The following is a 15,617-nucleotide window of genomic DNA, read 5'->3' on the forward strand; positions in this document are numbered from 1 at the left end:
ACCCCATCGACATCAAGGAGAGCACCCATGCTGGACCTCATTTCCCACCCGGCGGAGCATGTCGTGGCGATGAAGGCGAGTGGCGTCGTCACGGCCCAGGAGCTGCAGCGTGCCATCGATGCCGTCGAGGCCGCCAAGCGGGCCCATCCCCGGGTCAGCCTGGTGGTCGAGATCGACGGCCTGCGCTGGCTGACCCTGACCGCCCTGCTGAAGGATCTCGGCTACGGCCTGACCCAGCTCGGCGATCTCAAGCACTATCACCGGGCGGCCGTGGTCACCGACCAGGAGTGGGTCAAGCACCTCGCCCACCTGGAGGATCGCCTGTTCAAGGACGTGGAGATCCGCACCTTCCCCCCGCGCGACCACGCTGCGGCCATGGCCTGGGCCGCCGACCTGCCCAAGGGGCAGCACGAGGACCCCGAAGAGGACGGCTACCACGGCGCCTGACCGTGCCGTGGCACCCTGCCGCCCGGGCGACACCCAGTGTCTTCCAGGTGATCCACTCCCTGCCGATGATCAGGCCGCAGGGCGTCAGTGCTGCCGATGGAGAACATAAACGGTGCCGTCGCCGGGACAGCGTCTGGTCGCACCGGGGCGTGGAGTGGTAGCTTCGGCGATGACAACGTTGGGTTCCTGAAGCGTCGCCGGCGAGGGAAGGGGAGTCGCCGGTGGCCTGCGAGTGGCGAGAGGTGGTGAATGGTCGAGCAGCGACGCCCGCACCTGGTGGTGTTCACCGGAGCGGGGATCAGTGCCGAGAGCGGCATCCAGACCTTTCGCGCCAGCGACGGCCTGTGGGCCGACCATCCGATCGAGGCGGTCGCCACTCCCGAGGGCTGGCGCCGCGACCCCGAGCGGGTGCTGCGCTTCTACGACCAGCGTCGCGACCAGGTGCGCCGGGCACGCCCCAACGCCGCCCACAAGGCGCTGGCGAGCCTCGAGAAACGGGGCTTTGCGGTCAGCATCATCACCCAGAACATCGACGACCTGCACGAGCGCGCCGGCTCGCGCCGGGTACTGCACCTGCACGGCGAGATCCTCAAGGCGCGCTCCACGGTGGATGCGCGCATGCACTATCCGCTGCCCCGCGGCGGCATTCGCCTGGGCGATCTCTGCGACAAGGGCAGCCAGCTGCGCCCCGACGTGGTGTGGTTCGGCGAGGGCGTGCCGCATTTCGGCGAGGCCTGCGACATCGTGGCCGAGGCCGACCTGCTGCTGGTGGTGGGCACCTCGCTTGCCGTGATGCCGGCCGCGGCGCTGCTCGAGCATGCCCCGCTGGACGCGCCCTGCGTGCTGGTCGACCCCGAGGCGCGTGCCCTGGCGCCCCCCGGCACGCTCGGTCTCGAGCAGCCGGCCGGCAAGGGCGTGCCCGCCCTGGTGCGCCACTGGACGCGCGAGGGGCGCCTGTGGCTGCCGGAGACCCTGCTGGGCGAGGCATGAGCCGGGCGCCGTGCTAGAATGCCGCCCCTTTCGCCGTCGGGACCCAGCCAGCATGCAGGACGATACCCTCCAGGACACCGTCATCGAGCGCGACCCCGCCACCGGTCATCCGCGGCCGCCGCGGCGCGAGTTCAAGGCGCGCGGCAGCTTCGTGACGCGCTGCGAGGGGTGCAACCTGCCGGCGCTCAACTGCCTCTGCCCCTATCGGGTCCGCGCCGAGAGCGAGGCGAGGGTGTGGCTGCTGACCCATCCGCTGGAGCACCACAAGCCGACCAACACCGGCCGGCTGATCGGCGACGTGCTGGGCGATACCGAGGTCTTCACCTGGTATCGCACGGCGCCGGACGCGCGGCTGCTGGCGCTGCTCGACGATGCGCGCTACGACCCCTTCGTGATCTTCCCCGACGACCAGCCCGACTATGCCCACCGCGTGGTGGACATGGAGCGCGTCGCGGCCGGCAAGCGCTCGGGGCGGGTGCCGGTCTTCATCATCCTCGACGGCACCTGGCGCCAGGCGCGACGCATCTTCCGCAAGAGCCCCTACCTCGAGGGGCTGCCGGTGCTGCCCCTGGCCACCGAGCGGCTGACCCGCTACCGGCTGCGCAAGCCGGCCTCGGCGGCCCACCTGTGCACCGCCGAGGTGGCCATCGAGCTGCTGCGCCAGTCTGGCGACCGCGAGGCCGCCGAGGTGCTCGACGACACCTTCGACGCCTTCAACGACAGCTACGCCGCCAGCCGGCGCCATGAGAAGCTCGAGGCCCCCACGCCGGCGATGCGGCGGCTGCTGGAGCGGGCCGGCCGCTAGTCTGACGATCCTCGATCGCCGCTGGCGCCGCCGTCGCTCACCCCCGCCGCGCCGGCCTCACTCCATGGCCTTGCCGAGGATCCAGTCGACCAGCTGCTCGGCTTCCGCCTGGCTCACCTCGGGGCGCTCCCCGGGTTCCGGCATGGTCGCCGACCCCCAGTGCTTCTCGCCGCCGGTCATCACGACCTCGACCAGGTAGTGGTGCATCTCGCCATCCGCGTACTTGGCGGCGATGCTGTTGAAGCTCGGCGCCCGCGGGGTGTCGTCGTCCCGGGCGTGGCAGCTCAGGCACTGCTTCTCCTCGGCCAGCTGCTGCATGTCGGCATGCATGTCCGCCGCCGCGGAGGCGGCGCCCAGCAGCAGCCCGCCCAGCGTCAGGAATAGCACGGTCGTCTTCATCGTCTCGCCCCCCATGAATCGATTCTCAGGCACCCGGGAGGGTGCCTCGCCCTAGGCGACCACGAGGCCGTGGGCCCGGTGGCCGCTGCCTTGAACATAGGTCAGGGAGCCGGGGGGCGATTTCTGCTTTTTCTCATGCCGGGGTGGCGTCGCTCGCACGGGGCCTGCCGCCGCGCCTTTCCACGGGCCCGCCGCCGCGCCTTTTAATGGGCCCGCCGCCACCCGCACTTGGAGCGACAGAGGCGACGACGAGGGGCTCGGGTCGGAAGGAGGGGCGGCCCGGGATCAGCCGCCGAACAGCTTGCCGGCGATGCGGAAGCCGGCGATCCAGGTGCCGGCGGCGGAGCCGAGGGTGGCGGTGAGGAACACCAGCAGGGTGCGCGAGACCCGGTTGCGCCACCAGCCCTTGAGCTCGGTGACGTCGTGACGCAGGGTCGAGAAGTCCCGCACCTTGGGCTTGCGCAGCCACAGCTCGACCCCGGCGGCCACGAAGCCGGCGCCGATGGTGGGGTTGAGCGAGGTGAGCGGGGCGGCGACGAAGGTCGCCGCGACCGTGAGCGGATGCGCCAGGGCGGCCAGGGTGGCGGCGCCGGAGAGCACGCCGTTGATCAGGAACCACTCCGCCACCAGCTGCCAGCCGAGTTCGGTGTTGCGCGAGAAGCCGATGGCGAAGCCGGTCAGCACCAGGGCGGTGATCGCCCAGGGCAGCGCCTTCCAGACCTTCGACGGCGGCGGCGTGGCCTCCAGGGCCTCGCGCTCCACCCGCGGCGCCTCGGGCAGCGGCTGTTCCAGCTGCTCGGCCATGCCCTTCATGTGGCCGGCGCCGATCACCACCAGCACCCGGCGGTAGCGGCCGGGGGCGGCGTCCTCCGCCAGGCGCAGCACCATGTAGCGGTCGCGCTCGGTGATCAGCGGTTCGTAGAGCGAGGCCGACTCGGCGGCGAACTCGCTGAAGGTGGACTCCAGGACGTCGCCCTCCTTGAGCCGCTCGATCTCCTCGGCGGAGACCTGCTGGCGCGAGAGCACGCTGCCGAGCAGCCCCGAGAACAGCGAGAAGCGCTGCCACCAGGGCACGTTGTGATAGATGCGCTTGAGGGTGATGCCCACGTCGCGGTCGATCAGCAGCAGCGGCAGGTCGGCGTCGCGGCTCTCCTCCAGGGCGGCGCGCATCTCGGCGCCCGGCTCGATGCCCGACTGCTCGGCGACGCGCTGCTGGAAGGCGCCCAGCGCCAGGCTGGCGGCGACCATGCCGGCCTTGCCCTGGCGAAAGATCTGGAACAGGTCCTGCTCGCCCAGGGCGTCGGGGTTGGTCAGGCTGTGGTGGCGCGAGTCGCACAGCTCGATGGCCACGGCATCGAACTCGCCGGAGCGGATCAGCGCGCGCACGTCCGCGGCGCTCTCGGCGGAGACGTGGGCGGTGCCCAGCAGGGTGTAGCGGGTCTCGCCCACCACGAGCTCCTGGCGCGGGCCGCTGGTGGTCGCGTCCTGCGGGGGAGTGATCACGGAGTCCTGGGAGTCGGTCATGGACGCTCGGGCTGTGGGAGTGGAGGCTCGATTATCCACGAAGCGCCGGGGCAGGCCAAACCCGTCGCGCCGCTTGCATGGGCTTTCCCTACTTGCGCCAGAAGGCCGGGGTGAACAGCACCAGCACGGTGAAGATCTCCAGGCGGCCGAGCAGCATCGCCACCACCAGGATCCACTTGGCCAGCATCGGCAGGTCGCCGTAGTGGGCGCTGGCCTCACCCAGCGCCGGGCCGAGGTTGTTGAGCGCCGAGCCCACCGTCGACCAGGCGGTGACCTGGTCGACCCCGGTGGCCATCACCCCCACCAGCATCAGGAAGAACAGCATCACGTAGGCGGAGAAGAAGCCCCACACCGCCTGGGCGATGCCGTCGGGCACGCTGACCTTGCCGATCTTCACCGTGATCACCGCATTGGGGTGGATCAGGCGCATCACCTCGCGCATGCCCTGCTTGAGGATCAGGATGATGCGGATCACCTTCATGCCGCCGCCGGTGGAGCCGGAGCAGCCGCCGACGAAGGCTGCGACGAACAGCAGGAAGGGCAGGGCGCCGGGCCAGGTGGAGAAGTCCGCCACCGCGAAGCCGGCGGTGGTGGCCACCGAGACCACCTCGAACACCGCATGGCGCAGCCCCTGGGCGGTCGAGTAGACGTCGGTCAGCCACAGCGAGACCGCGGTGATCACCGTGAGGCCGCTCAGGAAGAGCATCAGGAAGCGCGCCTCGGGATCCTGGAAGTAGTGGGTCAGGCTGCGCTGGCGCCAGGCCAGGAAGTGCAGGCTGTAGCTGAACGCCGAGATCAGCAGGAAGCCGGTGCAGATCATCTCGATGGTGGCGCTGTCGAAGTGGCCGATGCTGGCGTCGTAGGTCGAGAAGCCGCCGATCGCCACGGTGGAGAAGCTGTGCCCCAGGGCGTCGAACCAGTCCATGCCGGCGGCCATGTAGGCGAGCATGCAGGCGATGGTCAGGGAGGCGTAGATGTACCACAGCGCCTTGGCGGTCTCGGTGATGCGCGGGGTGAGCTTGGAGTCCTTGAGCGGCCCCGGGATCTCGGAGCGGTAGAGCGCCATGCCGCCGACCCCCAGGGTCGGCAGGATGGCCACGGCCAGCACCACGATCCCCATGCCGCCCAGCCACTGCAGCTGCTGGCGATAGTAGAGCACCGCCTTGGGCAGGAACTCGATGCCGGTGATCACCGTGGCGCCGGTGGTGGTCAGCCCCGAGAAGGACTCGAACACCGCGTCGGTGGGCGACAGGGCCGTGTCGCCGGTGAGCATCAGCGGCAGCGAGCCGAACAGCCCCAGCACGCTCCAGAACAGCGCCGCGATCAAGAAGCCGTCGCGGGTGCGCAGCTCCTTGAGGGCGTGGCGGTTGGGCAGGTACATCATCGCCCCGGTGGCCACGGTGATGCCGATGGCCACCGCGAAGGCTTCCCACATGCCGTCCTGGTACAGCAGCGAGATCAGGATGGGCGGCACCATGGTCAGGCTGAACATCATCAGCAGCAGGCCCAGGATGCGCAGGATCATGCGCAGGCTCATCGGGCGGCTCTCCTCGGGTCGCCAGGGGGGACGGGACAGGCCATCAGAAGAACGTCAGTCCGACCTGGAAGAGCCGCTCGACGTCGCGCAGCCGCCGCTTGTCGATCACGAACAGGATGACGTGGTCGCCGGACTCCACCACCACGTCGTCGTGGGCGATCAGCACCTCCTTGCCGCGCACCACGGCGCCGATGGTGGTGCCCTGGGGCAGGTCGATCTCGCCGATGGCGCGGCCCACCACCTTCGACGACTGGGTGTCGCCGTGGGCGATCGCCTCGATGGCCTCGGCGGCGCCGCGGCGCAGCGAGTGGACGTTGACGATGTCGCCGCGCCGCACGTGGGTCAGCAGGCTGCCGATGGTCGCCTGCTGGGGGGAGATGGCGATGTCGATCTCGCCGCCCTGCACCAGGTCCACGTAGGCGGCGTTGTTGATCAGCGTCAGCACCTTCTTGGCGCCCATGCGCTTGGCCAGCATCGACGACATGATGTTGACCTCGTCGTCGTTGGTCAGGGCGCAGAAGATGTCGCAGTCCTCGATGTTCTCCTCCTCGAGCAGCCGCTTGGCGGTGGCGCTGCCGTGCAGCACCACGGTGCGGTCGAGGCGTTCGGAGAGCTGGGTGCAGCGATTCAGGTCGTGCTCGATGATCTTGACCTGGTGGCTGTGCTCCAGGTGTTCGGCGAGGCGCTCGCCGATGTTGCCGCCGCCGGCGATCATCACCCGGCGGAAGTCGCGGTCGAGGCGCCGAAGCTCGCTCATCACCGCGCGGATGTCGCGGCGGGCGGCGATGAAGAAGACCTCGTCGTCGGCCTCGATGACGGTGTCGCCGCGGGGGATGATCGGCCGGTTGCGGCGGTAGATGGCCGCCACCCGGGTGTCGACGCTGGGCATGTGGCGGCGCAGGAAGCCGAGCTCCTGGCCGACCAGCGGGCCGCCGTAGAAGGCCTTGACCGCCACCAGCTGCACCAGGCCGCTGGCGAACTCCAGCACCTGCAGAGCGCCGGGGTGCTCGATCAGCCGGCGGATGTGATCGGTGACCACCTGCTCGGGGCTGATCAGCACGTCGATCGGCACCGCGTCGTGGGCGAACAGCCCCTTGCGGGTGAGGTAGGCGGTGGCGCGCACCCGGGCGATCTTGGTGGGGGTGCGAAACAGCGTATGCGCCACCTGGCAGGCGATCATGTTGACTTCGTCGGAGTTGGTTACCGCGATCAGCATGTCGGCGTCCTCGCCGCCGGCCTGGCGCAGCACCATCGGGTAGGAGCCGGCGCCGGAGACGGTGCGGATGTCGAGGCGGGTGTGCAGCTCGCGCAGGCGCTCGCCGTCGGTGTCCACCACCGTGATGTCGTTCTCTTCCCGGGCCAGGTGTTCGGCCAGGGTGCCGCCGACCTGGCCGGCGCCCAGAATGATGATCTTCATCGATGTGCTATCCGCTCTGGTCAGACCCCGGGGATCGAGAGCGGCGCACCGTGTGCGCCGCAGCATACCGAGGCAAGCCTAAATCAGCCGTCGGCAGAAGAACAGGTCGCTCCGGCTTCAGTCCAGGGTGAAGCCGACCTTGATGGTGACCTGCCAGTGGGCGACCCGCGCGTGCTCGATGTGCCCGCGGGTGTCCACGACCTCGAACCAGCGCATGCCGTGCAGGCTCTCCGCGGCCTTGGTCAGGGCGTTCTGGACGGCGCTCTCGATGTCCTTCTCCGAGGATCCCGTCAGCTCGATGTGCTTGTAGGTGTGATGGCTCATGCCGCCTCCTGTCTGGCCTGTCGGACACCCCGCCGGTCAGGCGGGGCGCTTTCCCAGTCTGGCATAGAAGAAGCCGTCATGGCTGTCGGGCTCGGGCAGCAGCTGGCGGCCGGCGCCCGCGGCGCGGCCCCAGCCCAGGTCGGCCGGCATGGTGGACTCGGCGTCGGGGGTGCGCGCCAGGAAGGCCTCGATCTGCTCGGCGTTCTCCGCGGGCAGCACCGAGCAGGTGGCGTAGAGCAGGGTGCCGCCCGGGGCCAGCAGCGGCCAGAGGTTGTCGAGCAGGCGGGCCTGCAGCTCGGCCAGCTTGGTGATGTCCGAGGGGCGGCGCAGCCGCTTGATGTCCGGGTGGCGGCGGATCACCCCGCTGCCGGAGCAGGGCGCGTCGAGCAGGATGGCGTCGAAGGGCGTGCCGTCCCACCAGTCGCGGGCGGTGGCATCGCCCGCCGCCAGGGTCGCTTCGAGCCCCAGGCGGGAGAGGGTGTCCTCGACCCGGGCCAGGCGCACGTCGTCGCTGTCGACGGCCTGCAGGTCGAGGTCGTAGAGCTCCAGCAGGTGGGCGGTCTTGCCGCCCGGGGCGCAGCAGGCATCCAGCACCCGGGCGCCGGGGCGCGGGGCGAGCGACGGGCCAAGCAGCACGGCGGCCAGCTGGGCCGCCTCGTCCTGGACGCTGACGTGGCCCTCGGCGAAGCCGGGCAGCGTCTCGACGTCGCGAGGCTCCTCCAGCGTTAGGCCGTCCGGGGCGTGCAGGCAGAGGCGCGCCTGGATGCCGGCGCCGTCGAGGCGGTCCAGGTACATCTCGCGGTCGCCGTGGCGGCGGTTGACGCGCAGCGTCATGGGGCCGGCCAGGTTGTTGGCCTCGCAGATGGCCCGCCAGTCGTCCGGCCAGGCCTGGCGCAGGCTCTTGAGCCACCACTTGGGGTGCAGCAGGGCCACCGCCGGGTCGCGGTCCACCTCGGCCTCGAGCTCGGCGCTCTCGCGCTGCAGGCGGCGCAGGCAGCCGTTTAGCACCCGGGTGGCCCACTCCTTGCCGAGCAGACGCGCGGCGCCGGCGGTCTCGCCCACGGCGGCATGGGCCGGGATGCGCAGGTAGAGCTGCTGGTAGATGCCGAGCAGCAGCAGCGCCTGGATGTCGGCGTCTCGGGCCTTGAACGGCTTGTTCAGCAGCGTGTTGGCCAGCGCCTCGAGCCGCGGCAGGGTGCGGCAGCTGCCGTAGCAGAGCGCCTTGAAGAGGGCGCGGTCCCGGGCGACCACCTGGTGGTCGTCGAGGCCGGTGAGCGAGCCCTTGCCGGTGATCACCGGGGCGAGGGCGCGGGCGGCGGCGGCGCGAACGGCCTGGCCGTTGTCGCGGCGACTCTCCCGGGCGTGGGGGGCGGGCGTCTGCTGGCTCATGCCGGGCTCTCCTCGTCGTGATGTCCCAGGCGGGTGCCCGGGGTGAATCGCTCGGCGCGGGCCTTGAGCAGCTCGCTCACCGCCAGGGGCTTGCCGCCGGGCAGCTGGGCGCGGCTCACCGCCAGCACCTGGTCGCCGGCCTCGCCGCAGGCGATGCGCAGGGCCTCGGCCGAGGGCGAAAGCAGGGTGCCGGGCCAGGCCGGGGCGGCGTCCGGCGCCGACGGCTCGGCCTGGGCCATCAGCAGGCGCAGCCGGTCGTCGCCCAGCGCGCACCAGGCCACCGGCCAGGGGTTGAAGGCGCGGATGCGGGCGGCCAGCTCCTCGGCCGGGCGGCGAAAGTCGAGCTCCGCCTCGGCCTTGGAGAGCTTGGCGGCGTAGGTGACGCCATCGGCAGGCTGGGGCGTGGCGGCAAGGCCCTCGCCGGCCAGGGCCTCCAGGGCCTCGACCAGCGCCTCGCCGCCCAGGCGCGCCAGGGCGTCGTGGAGTTCGCCGCCGATGGTGGTGTCGGTGATCGGCGTGCGCCGGATCAGCAGCATGTCGCCGGTATCCAGGCCCGCATCCATCTGCATGATGGTCACGCCGCTCTCGTCATCGCCGGCCTCGATGGCCCGCTGGATGGGCGCGGCACCGCGCCAGCGCGGCAGCAGCGAGGCGTGCACGTTGAGACAGCCCCGCGGGGGGATGTCGAGCACGGCCTGGGGCAGGATGAGGCCGTAGGCCACCACCACCATGATGTCGGCCTCGAGGGCCGCGAGCTCGGCCTGTACCTCGGGGGCCTTCAGGGAGACGGGCTGATGGACCGGCAGGTCGTGGCGCTGCGCCAGCGCCTTGACGGGGCTCGGGGTCAGCTTGCGGCCGCGGCCCGCCGGGCGGTCCGGTTGGGTGTAGACGGCGACGACGTCATGACGGCTCGCCAGCAGCGCCGACAGGCTCTCGGCGGCGAAGTCGGGAGTGCCGGCGAAGATGACGCGCAGGGGTCGGGACATGTTGAGGGCCTTGCCAGTGGGCGATGGCCCTCATGATAACGGAGGCGACCGGAAACGACGAAGGCCGACGTGCAAACGTCGGCCTTCGAGGGCGGCAGGGCGCCGCCGGGTGCCACCGGGGCTCAGGCGGGCTGCATCTGCTTGTGGCGCTTCTGCATCTTCTTCATCACCCGGTCGCGCTTGAGCGGCGAGAGGTAGTCGACGAAGAGCACCCCCTCCAGGTGATCGTACTCGTGCTGGATGCAGTGGGCGAGCAGCCCCTCGGCCTCGAGCTCGTAGGGCTGGCCGTCGCGGTCCAGGGCCTTCAGGTGCACCTTCAGGGCGCGCGGCACCTCGGCGTAGTACTCGGGGATCGACAGGCACCCCTCCTGCATCGGGTCGCGCTCGTCGCCGATGGGGGTGTAGCTCGGGTTGATGAGCACCAGCGGGCTCGAGCGGTCATCGCTGACGTCCATGACGATGACCCGGCGGTGGACGTCCACCTGGGTCGCGGCGAGTCCGATGCCGCTGGCGTCGTACATGGTCTCGAGCATGTCGTCGACCAGGCGGCGCACCTCGTCGTCGACCGTCTCGACCGGCGCGGCGACCGTGCGCAGCCGCTCGTCGGGAAATTCGAGGATGGGTAATTTGGCCATGGCGTTGGAATCACCGTTATGCTGTCATTTACAAAATGACACTATTCTAGAAGGGCGCGGTCGACGGCGAAACCGCCGAACGTGCATCACATCGACAGCATCTGACTATACCACGTCGCCATCGTTCCATGGGCGACGGGCGTGGGGCCAGCAACCCGGGGAGAGCAGGGATGAAACAGACAGGATGCGCAGCGCGCTGGTGTCGGCGCCTGACGGTGGGGCTCGCAGCCGTGCTGATGGGGGGAGGGCTCGGGCTGGCCCAGGCGCAGGGGCTCTCCTGGGATGACGGCCTGAGGGGCGACGCCCCGGATCGCTACACCGTGGTGAAGGGTGACACCCTGTGGGACATCTCCGGTCGCTTCCTGCAGCACCCCTGGCAGTGGCCCGAGGTGTGGCAGGTCAACCCGCAGATCGAGAACCCCCACCTGATCTATCCCGGCGACATCGTCTACCTCTACGACTGCAACGGCCGGCCCTGCCTCGGCCTGGAGCGCGGCCAGGGCGTGGTGCGGCTGTCGCCGAAGGTGCGCACCTCGTCGCACCGCGAGGCCATCGAGCCGATCCCGCTGGATGCCGTGCGCCATTTCCTGCGCGACCATCGCGTGATCGAGGACCCCGAGGCGCTGGATGAGCTGGCCTACGTGGTTGCCGGGGACGACGGCCGGCTGGTCAGTGGCCGCGGCGATCGCCTCTACGCCCGCGGGCGCGTCGAGGGCGGCGGGCGCGTCGGCCTCTACCGGGTCGGCGAGCAGTACGTCGACGGCGCCACCGGCGAGGTGCTGGGCCTCGAGCTCGAGAGCGTCGGCGAGGCGCGCCGGCTGCGCCAGGAGGACGACATCGTGGTGATGGAGGTGACCGCCTCCCGCCAGGAGGTCCGCGACGACGACATCGCACTGCCCCTCGAGGATCGTCGCCTGGTGACCGAGTTCCTGCCCCGGGCGCCCGACCGCGAGATCGACGGCCGCATCCTGGCGGTGCCGGAGGGCGTGCGCTTCATCGGGCCGCTGCAGGTGGTGGCGCTCGATCGCGGTCGCCGCGACGGCCTGGAGACCGGGCACGTGCTGATGGTCGAGCAGCAGGGCGAGCTGGTCGACGACCCGCGCACCGGCGAGCCGCTGCGCCTGCCCGGCGAAGATGCCGGCCTGGTGATGGTCTTCCGGCCCTACGAGAAGATGAGCTATGGCCTGGTGATGGAGGCCAACCGCCCGCTCTCGGTGGGCGATCGCATCCACAGCCCCGAGCGCCGGCTGGACACGGCGCTGCGCTAGGAGCGGCGGCCGCCTTGCCACCCTGATCCGCCGCGTGCAGGCCCACGAGATGCAGTCCCGCGAGTGGCGCGCCCTGGCCCGGCTGCCCGGCCTCGGAGCGCGCCGGCTCGGCGAGCTGGTGGCGACGCGCCCCGACTGGCCGGCGGGCGTGATCGCCGCGCTGCCCCGGGAGGCCGCCACGGCCCTGCGGCTGTGGCTCGATCATCCCGCGCGCAGCCCCCTCACCGCCGAGCTCGACGCCGAGGAGGCCTGGCTCGCCGCCGGGCCCGACCGGCACCTGCTCCATCCGGGGCATCCCCACTGGCCGCGACTGCTCGACCAGATCGCCGATCCGCCGCTGGTGCTGTGGGCGATGGGCGATCTCGCCGTGCTCGCGCCGCCGCGGCTCGCCATGGTCGGCTCGCGGCGCTCCACTCGCGAGGGGCTCACCAACGCCGCCGGCTTCGCCAGGGAGCTCGCCGGGCGCGGCTGGTGCGTGGTCAGCGGCATGGCGCTCGGCATCGATGCCGCCGCCCAGGAGGCCGCCCTGGAGGCCGGCGGCGTCAGCATCGCCGTGCTCGGCTGCGGCGTCGACGTGATCTACCCGCCGCGCCATCACCGCCTGCACCGGCGGCTGCAGGCGCCCGGCGGGCTGCTGCTCTCCGAGCATCCCCCCGGCACGCGGGCCCGAGCCGGCTTCTTCCCGCGGCGCAACCGCATCGTCACCGGCCTGTCGCTCGGGGTGTTGGTGGTCGAGGCCGCCGAGAAGAGCGGCTCGCTGGTCAGCGCCCGGCTGGCCCTCGAGCAGAACCGCGAGGTCTTTGCCCTGCCCGGTTCCATCCACAACCCCATGGCGCGGGGCTGCCTGCAGCTGATCCGCGACGGCGCCGTGCTGGTGCGCCAGATCGACGACATCCTCGCCGAGCTGAGCCAGTGGGCCGTATCGAGCGCGGTGGGGAATGCCATGGAGAGCGCCGTCGACCCCGCCGCGGCGCCCGATCCGACGGCGGAGGGGGAGGAGTCGCTGCTGCGCTGGCTGAGCGATACCCCCACCCCGGTGGACGTGCTGGTGTCGCTGACCGGCCGCGGCGTCGCCGACTGCCAGCGTGGCCTGCTGGAACTAGAGCTCGAGGGGGCCGCGACCCAGGCCGCCGGCGGCTGGGTGCGCCTGCCGACCCGCCGGGGAGCGTGATAGCATACGCCTCCCAGGATGCCGCCTCGCGGCATCGACCCCCGAGGCGAGGAGACCCATGAACGACGCCAGCGCGCTTGCCGATGCCGTCGCCGCCCTGCGGGCCGGCGGCGTGATCGCCTACCCCACCGAGGCCGTCTGGGGCCTCGGCTGCGACCCCGACGACGAGGCGGCGCTGACGCGCCTGCTGCGCCTCAAGGCGCGCGACCCGGCCAAGGGCGTGATCCTGGTGGCCGCGAGCATCGCGCAGTTCGCTCCCTGGCTCGAGGGGCTGACGGCGGCGCAGCGCGCCCCACTTGAGGCGAGCTGGCCGGGGCCCACGACCTGGCTGGTGCCCGACAACGGCCGCGCCCATGCCCTGGTGCGTGGCGAGCATGATCGCGTGGCGCTGCGCGTCAGCGACCATCCGCTGGTCATCGCCCTGTGCGAGGCCTTCGGCGGCCCGGTGGTCTCGACCTCGGCCAACCGCGCCGGCGAGCCGCCGGCGATGAGCGCCGACGAGATCCGCCGCGTCTTCGGCGACACCCTCGATGGCGTCCTTGAGGGCGCGCTCGGCGGCCTCGAGCGTCCCAGCACCATCCGCGACCTGGCGACCGGCCAAGTCCTGCGTTCCTGACCCACTCCCCGATTTTCCCCAGGAGGCACCGGTGGCCCACGCCCATCTGGACGACGTCAAGACCTACCTGCTCGACCTGCAGGACCGCCTCTGCACGGCGCTGGCCGCCGAGGACGGCGGCTGCTTCCGCGAGGACAGCTGGCAGCGCGAGGAGGGCGGCGGAGGCCGCTCTCGCCTGATCGAAGAGGGCCGGCTCTTCGAGAAGGGCGGCGTCAACTTCTCCCACGTCTTCGGCGAGCGCCTGCCGCCCTCGGCCACCGCAGCGCGCCCGGAACTCGTCGGGCGCAGCTTCCACGCGGTGGGGGTCTCCTGGGTGCTGCACCCGGAGAATCCCCACGTGCCGACCAGCCACGGCAACGTGCGTTTCTTCATCGCCGAGAAGGCGGGGGAGGCGCCGGTGTGGTGGTTCGGCGGCGGCTACGATCTGACTCCCTACTACCCGGTGTTCGAGGACGTGGTGCACTGGCACCGGGTGGCCCGTGACGCCTGCGCGCCCTTCGGTGAAGCGGCCTATCCGCGCTACAAGGCGTGGTGCGACGACTACTTCACCCTGAAGCATCGCGACGAGACCCGCGGCGTCGGCGGGCTCTTCTTCGACGACCTCAACGAGGAGGGCTTCGAGGCGAGCTTCGCCTTCCAGCGCGCCGTGGGCGACAGCTTCCTCGACGCCTACCTGCCCATCGTGCGGCGCCGCCGCGATACGCCCTACGGCGAGCGCGAGCGCGACTTCCAGCTCTACCGCCGCGGCCGCTACGTGGAGTTCAACCTGGTGTGGGATCGCGGCACGCTGTTCGGCCTGCAGAGCGGCGGGCGCACCGAGTCGATCCTGATGTCGATGCCGCCCCTGGCGCGCTGGATCTACGACTGGCACCCGGAGCCGGGCAGCGCTGAGGCGGCGCTGGACGACTATCTTAAGCCCCGCGACTGGCTGGGCGAGGCGGCAGAGGAGAACGAGGCATGATCGATCGCTACTGCGTCTTCGGCCATCCGGTCGGCCACTCGAAGTCGCCGGCCATCCATGCGGCCTTCGCCGAGCAGACCGGCGAGCGCCTGGCGTACACCGCCATCGAGGCGCCCCTCGACGACTTCGCCGGCGCCTGGCGCGCCTTCGTGGCCGAGGGCGGGCGCGGGGCCAACGTCACCGTGCCCTTCAAGGAGGCGGCCTTCGCGCTCTGCGACACCCTGAGCGAGCGCGCCCGCCGCGCCGGGGCGGTGAACACCCTGATCCTCGGCGGCAACGGCCTCACCTATGGCGACACCACCGACGGCGTCGGCCTGGTGCGCGATCTCCAGCGTCACGGGGTGCGCCTCGCCGGGGCGCGGGTCCTGGTGCTGGGCGCCGGCGGCGCGGTGCGCGGGGTGCTGGAGCCGCTGCTCGCCGAGGCGCCCTCGAGCGTGCGGATCGCCAACCGCACCGCGGCCAAGGCGGAGGCCCTGGCGGAGGACTTCGGCGACCTGGGGCCGATCGTCGGCGGTGGCTTCGCGGCGGTGGAGGGGCCCTATGACCTGGTGATCAACGGCACCAGCGCGAGCCTCGCCGGGGACCTTCCGCCGCTGCCCGACGCGCTCTTCGCGCCCGGGGCGACGGCCCACGACATGATGTACGGGGCCGCGCCCACGGTCTTCCTGCGCTGGGCGGCCGAGCGCGGCGCCCGGCCCGTCGACGGTCTGGGCATGCTGGTGGAGCAGGCCGCCGAGTCGTTCTTCCAGTGGCGTGGCAAGCGCCCCGACACCGCCCCGGTGCTCGAGGCGCTGCGCCGCTCGCTATAAGCGCCGGGGACGCTCTCAGCGGCGCTTCACGTAGAGCCCCCAGCGGCTTTTATGAAGCGCCCTCAGCGTTTCTTGACGTACAGCCCCACCATGCACATCGCCATGCCGGCCACCGAGAGCAGCATGCCGCCGTTGACCAGCCAGGGATGGCGGTCGACCCAGGGCACGAAGGGCTGGGCGGCCTCGCGGCAGACGCCGGCGCGATAGTCCCAGTGCCCCTCCTGGAGCAGCACGCAGTCCCGCACGTCCCCCAGTTCGACGAAATAGACGCCCATCAGTACCAGGATGGGCAGTATCAGCAGCAGCAGTCCGATCTTCAGCATGGAAATCGTGCGTTCC

Annotated in this window: 17 protein-coding genes; 8 read left to right on the forward strand and 9 right to left on the reverse strand. The window is 71.3% G+C overall.

Going from position 1 to position 15,617, the window contains the following annotated elements; all coding sequences use genetic code 11:
* The first annotated feature begins 27 nt into the window (after positions 1-27).
* The 3 genes from C9F13_RS06420 to C9F13_RS06430 all read left to right on the forward strand — a co-directional run bounded on the left by C9F13_RS06420 (position 28) and on the right by C9F13_RS06430 (position 2,242).
* A complete protein-coding gene (locus C9F13_RS06420; RefSeq protein ID WP_108445416.1) occupies positions 28-447 on the forward strand; it encodes a SpoIIAA family protein in 420 nt (139 codons plus the stop codon).
* A 249-nt stretch (positions 448-696) separates the two neighbouring features.
* Positions 697-1,437, forward strand: coding sequence for an SIR2 family NAD-dependent protein deacylase (locus C9F13_RS06425; protein ID WP_108445417.1), 741 nt, complete (start codon positions 697-699; stop codon positions 1,435-1,437).
* A gap of 52 nt (positions 1,438-1,489) precedes the next feature.
* Entirely contained in the window at positions 1,490-2,242 is a 753-nt protein-coding gene (locus tag C9F13_RS06430; RefSeq protein WP_108445418.1) for a tRNA-uridine aminocarboxypropyltransferase, read from the forward strand.
* Positions 2,243-2,299: 57 nt separating this feature from the next.
* Here C9F13_RS06430 and C9F13_RS06435 read toward each other — a convergent pair whose 3' ends face one another.
* The 8 genes from C9F13_RS06435 to def all read right to left on the reverse strand — a co-directional run bounded on the left by C9F13_RS06435 (position 2,300) and on the right by def (position 10,453).
* A complete protein-coding gene (locus tag C9F13_RS06435) occupies positions 2,300-2,641 on the reverse strand; it encodes a c-type cytochrome (RefSeq protein ID WP_211310918.1) in 342 nt (113 codons plus the stop codon).
* A gap of 285 nt (positions 2,642-2,926) precedes the next feature.
* A complete protein-coding gene (locus tag C9F13_RS06440) occupies positions 2,927-4,165 on the reverse strand; it encodes a TraB/GumN family protein (RefSeq protein ID WP_108445419.1) in 1,239 nt (412 codons plus the stop codon).
* A gap of 88 nt (positions 4,166-4,253) precedes the next feature.
* Positions 4,254-5,702, reverse strand: coding sequence for a TrkH family potassium uptake protein (locus tag C9F13_RS06445; protein WP_108445420.1), 1,449 nt, complete (start codon positions 5,700-5,702; stop codon positions 4,254-4,256).
* Between the two features lie 43 nt (positions 5,703-5,745).
* Entirely contained in the window at positions 5,746-7,119 is a 1,374-nt protein-coding gene (trkA, locus tag C9F13_RS06450) for a Trk system potassium transporter TrkA (RefSeq protein WP_108445421.1), read from the reverse strand.
* Positions 7,120-7,236: 117 nt separating this feature from the next.
* Positions 7,237-7,443, reverse strand: coding sequence for a dodecin (locus C9F13_RS06455; protein WP_108445422.1), 207 nt, complete (start codon positions 7,441-7,443; stop codon positions 7,237-7,239).
* A 36-nt stretch (positions 7,444-7,479) separates the two neighbouring features.
* Complete coding sequence (rsmB, locus tag C9F13_RS06460; protein WP_108445423.1) at positions 7,480-8,832, reverse strand: 16S rRNA (cytosine(967)-C(5))-methyltransferase RsmB; 1,353 nt, start codon at positions 8,830-8,832, stop codon at positions 7,480-7,482.
* The gene (gene fmt / locus C9F13_RS06465) at positions 8,829-9,818 is read right to left on the reverse strand and encodes a methionyl-tRNA formyltransferase (protein ID WP_108445424.1); all 990 of its coding nucleotides are present in this window, start codon (positions 9,816-9,818) and stop codon (positions 8,829-8,831) included. The genes rsmB and fmt overlap by 4 nt, the downstream gene beginning before the upstream one ends.
* A gap of 122 nt (positions 9,819-9,940) precedes the next feature.
* Complete coding sequence (def, locus tag C9F13_RS06470; RefSeq protein WP_108445425.1) at positions 9,941-10,453, reverse strand: peptide deformylase; 513 nt, start codon at positions 10,451-10,453, stop codon at positions 9,941-9,943.
* Positions 10,454-10,623: 170 nt separating this feature from the next.
* Between def and C9F13_RS06475 the strand changes: the two genes are divergently transcribed.
* The 5 genes from C9F13_RS06475 to aroE are packed head-to-tail and all read left to right on the forward strand — an operon-like array spanning position 10,624 to position 15,278.
* The gene (locus tag C9F13_RS06475) at positions 10,624-11,721 is read left to right on the forward strand and encodes a LysM peptidoglycan-binding domain-containing protein (RefSeq protein ID WP_342747783.1); all 1,098 of its coding nucleotides are present in this window, start codon (positions 10,624-10,626) and stop codon (positions 11,719-11,721) included.
* 49 nt (positions 11,722-11,770) lie between these two features.
* Positions 11,771-12,892: a DNA-processing protein DprA gene (gene dprA, locus C9F13_RS06480; protein ID WP_108445961.1), complete on the forward strand. Its 1,122-nt coding sequence runs from the start codon at positions 11,771-11,773 to the stop codon at positions 12,890-12,892.
* Positions 12,893-12,950: 58 nt separating this feature from the next.
* Complete coding sequence (tsaC, locus tag C9F13_RS06485) at positions 12,951-13,508, forward strand: L-threonylcarbamoyladenylate synthase type 1 TsaC (RefSeq protein ID WP_108445426.1); 558 nt, start codon at positions 12,951-12,953, stop codon at positions 13,506-13,508.
* Between the two features lie 31 nt (positions 13,509-13,539).
* Positions 13,540-14,469, forward strand: a complete 930-nt coding sequence (gene hemF, locus C9F13_RS06490) for an oxygen-dependent coproporphyrinogen oxidase (protein WP_108445427.1) — start codon at positions 13,540-13,542, stop codon at positions 14,467-14,469.
* Entirely contained in the window at positions 14,466-15,278 is an 813-nt protein-coding gene (aroE, locus tag C9F13_RS06495) for a shikimate dehydrogenase (RefSeq protein WP_108445428.1), read from the forward strand. Before hemF ends, aroE begins: the two co-directional genes overlap by 4 nt.
* Positions 15,279-15,340: 62 nt before the next feature.
* Here the strand turns inward: aroE and C9F13_RS06500 are convergent, their stop codons facing one another.
* Positions 15,341-15,601: a hypothetical protein gene (locus tag C9F13_RS06500; RefSeq protein ID WP_108445429.1), complete on the reverse strand. Its 261-nt coding sequence runs from the start codon at positions 15,599-15,601 to the stop codon at positions 15,341-15,343.
* Positions 15,602-15,617: the final 16 nt, after the last annotated feature.

The sequence above is a fragment of the Halomonas denitrificans genome, from assembly GCF_003056305.1.
Lineage (GTDB): Bacteria > Pseudomonadota > Gammaproteobacteria > Pseudomonadales > Halomonadaceae > Halomonas > Halomonas denitrificans.

Bases quoted from the DNA above. Each gene is read 5' to 3' on its own strand.
- C9F13_RS06420 (WP_108445416.1), top strand. From the start codon at position 28: ATGCTGGACCTCATTTCCCACCCGGCGGAGCATGTCGTGGCGATGAAG.
- C9F13_RS06425 (WP_108445417.1), top strand. From the start codon at position 697: ATGGTCGAGCAGCGACGCCCGCACCTGGTGGTGTTCACCGGAGCGGGG.
- C9F13_RS06430 (WP_108445418.1), top strand. From the start codon at position 1,490: ATGCAGGACGATACCCTCCAGGACACCGTCATCGAGCGCGACCCCGCC.
- C9F13_RS06435 (WP_211310918.1), bottom strand. From the start codon at position 2,641: ATGAAGACGACCGTGCTATTCCTGACGCTGGGCGGGCTGCTGCTGGGC.
- C9F13_RS06440 (WP_108445419.1), bottom strand. From the start codon at position 4,165: ATGACCGACTCCCAGGACTCCGTGATCACTCCCCCGCAGGACGCGACC.
- C9F13_RS06445 (WP_108445420.1), bottom strand. From the start codon at position 5,702: ATGAGCCTGCGCATGATCCTGCGCATCCTGGGCCTGCTGCTGATGATG.
- trkA (WP_108445421.1), bottom strand. From the start codon at position 7,119: ATGAAGATCATCATTCTGGGCGCCGGCCAGGTCGGCGGCACCCTGGCC.
- C9F13_RS06455 (WP_108445422.1), bottom strand. From the start codon at position 7,443: ATGAGCCATCACACCTACAAGCACATCGAGCTGACGGGATCCTCGGAG.
- rsmB (WP_108445423.1), bottom strand. From the start codon at position 8,832: ATGAGCCAGCAGACGCCCGCCCCCCACGCCCGGGAGAGTCGCCGCGAC.
- fmt (WP_108445424.1), bottom strand. From the start codon at position 9,818: ATGTCCCGACCCCTGCGCGTCATCTTCGCCGGCACTCCCGACTTCGCC.
- def (WP_108445425.1), bottom strand. From the start codon at position 10,453: ATGGCCAAATTACCCATCCTCGAATTTCCCGACGAGCGGCTGCGCACG.
- C9F13_RS06475 (WP_342747783.1), top strand. From the start codon at position 10,624: ATGAAACAGACAGGATGCGCAGCGCGCTGGTGTCGGCGCCTGACGGTG.
- dprA (WP_108445961.1), top strand. From the start codon at position 11,771: ATGCAGTCCCGCGAGTGGCGCGCCCTGGCCCGGCTGCCCGGCCTCGGA.
- tsaC (WP_108445426.1), top strand. From the start codon at position 12,951: ATGAACGACGCCAGCGCGCTTGCCGATGCCGTCGCCGCCCTGCGGGCC.
- aroE (WP_108445428.1), top strand. From the start codon at position 14,466: ATGATCGATCGCTACTGCGTCTTCGGCCATCCGGTCGGCCACTCGAAG.
- C9F13_RS06500 (WP_108445429.1), bottom strand. From the start codon at position 15,601: ATGCTGAAGATCGGACTGCTGCTGCTGATACTGCCCATCCTGGTACTG.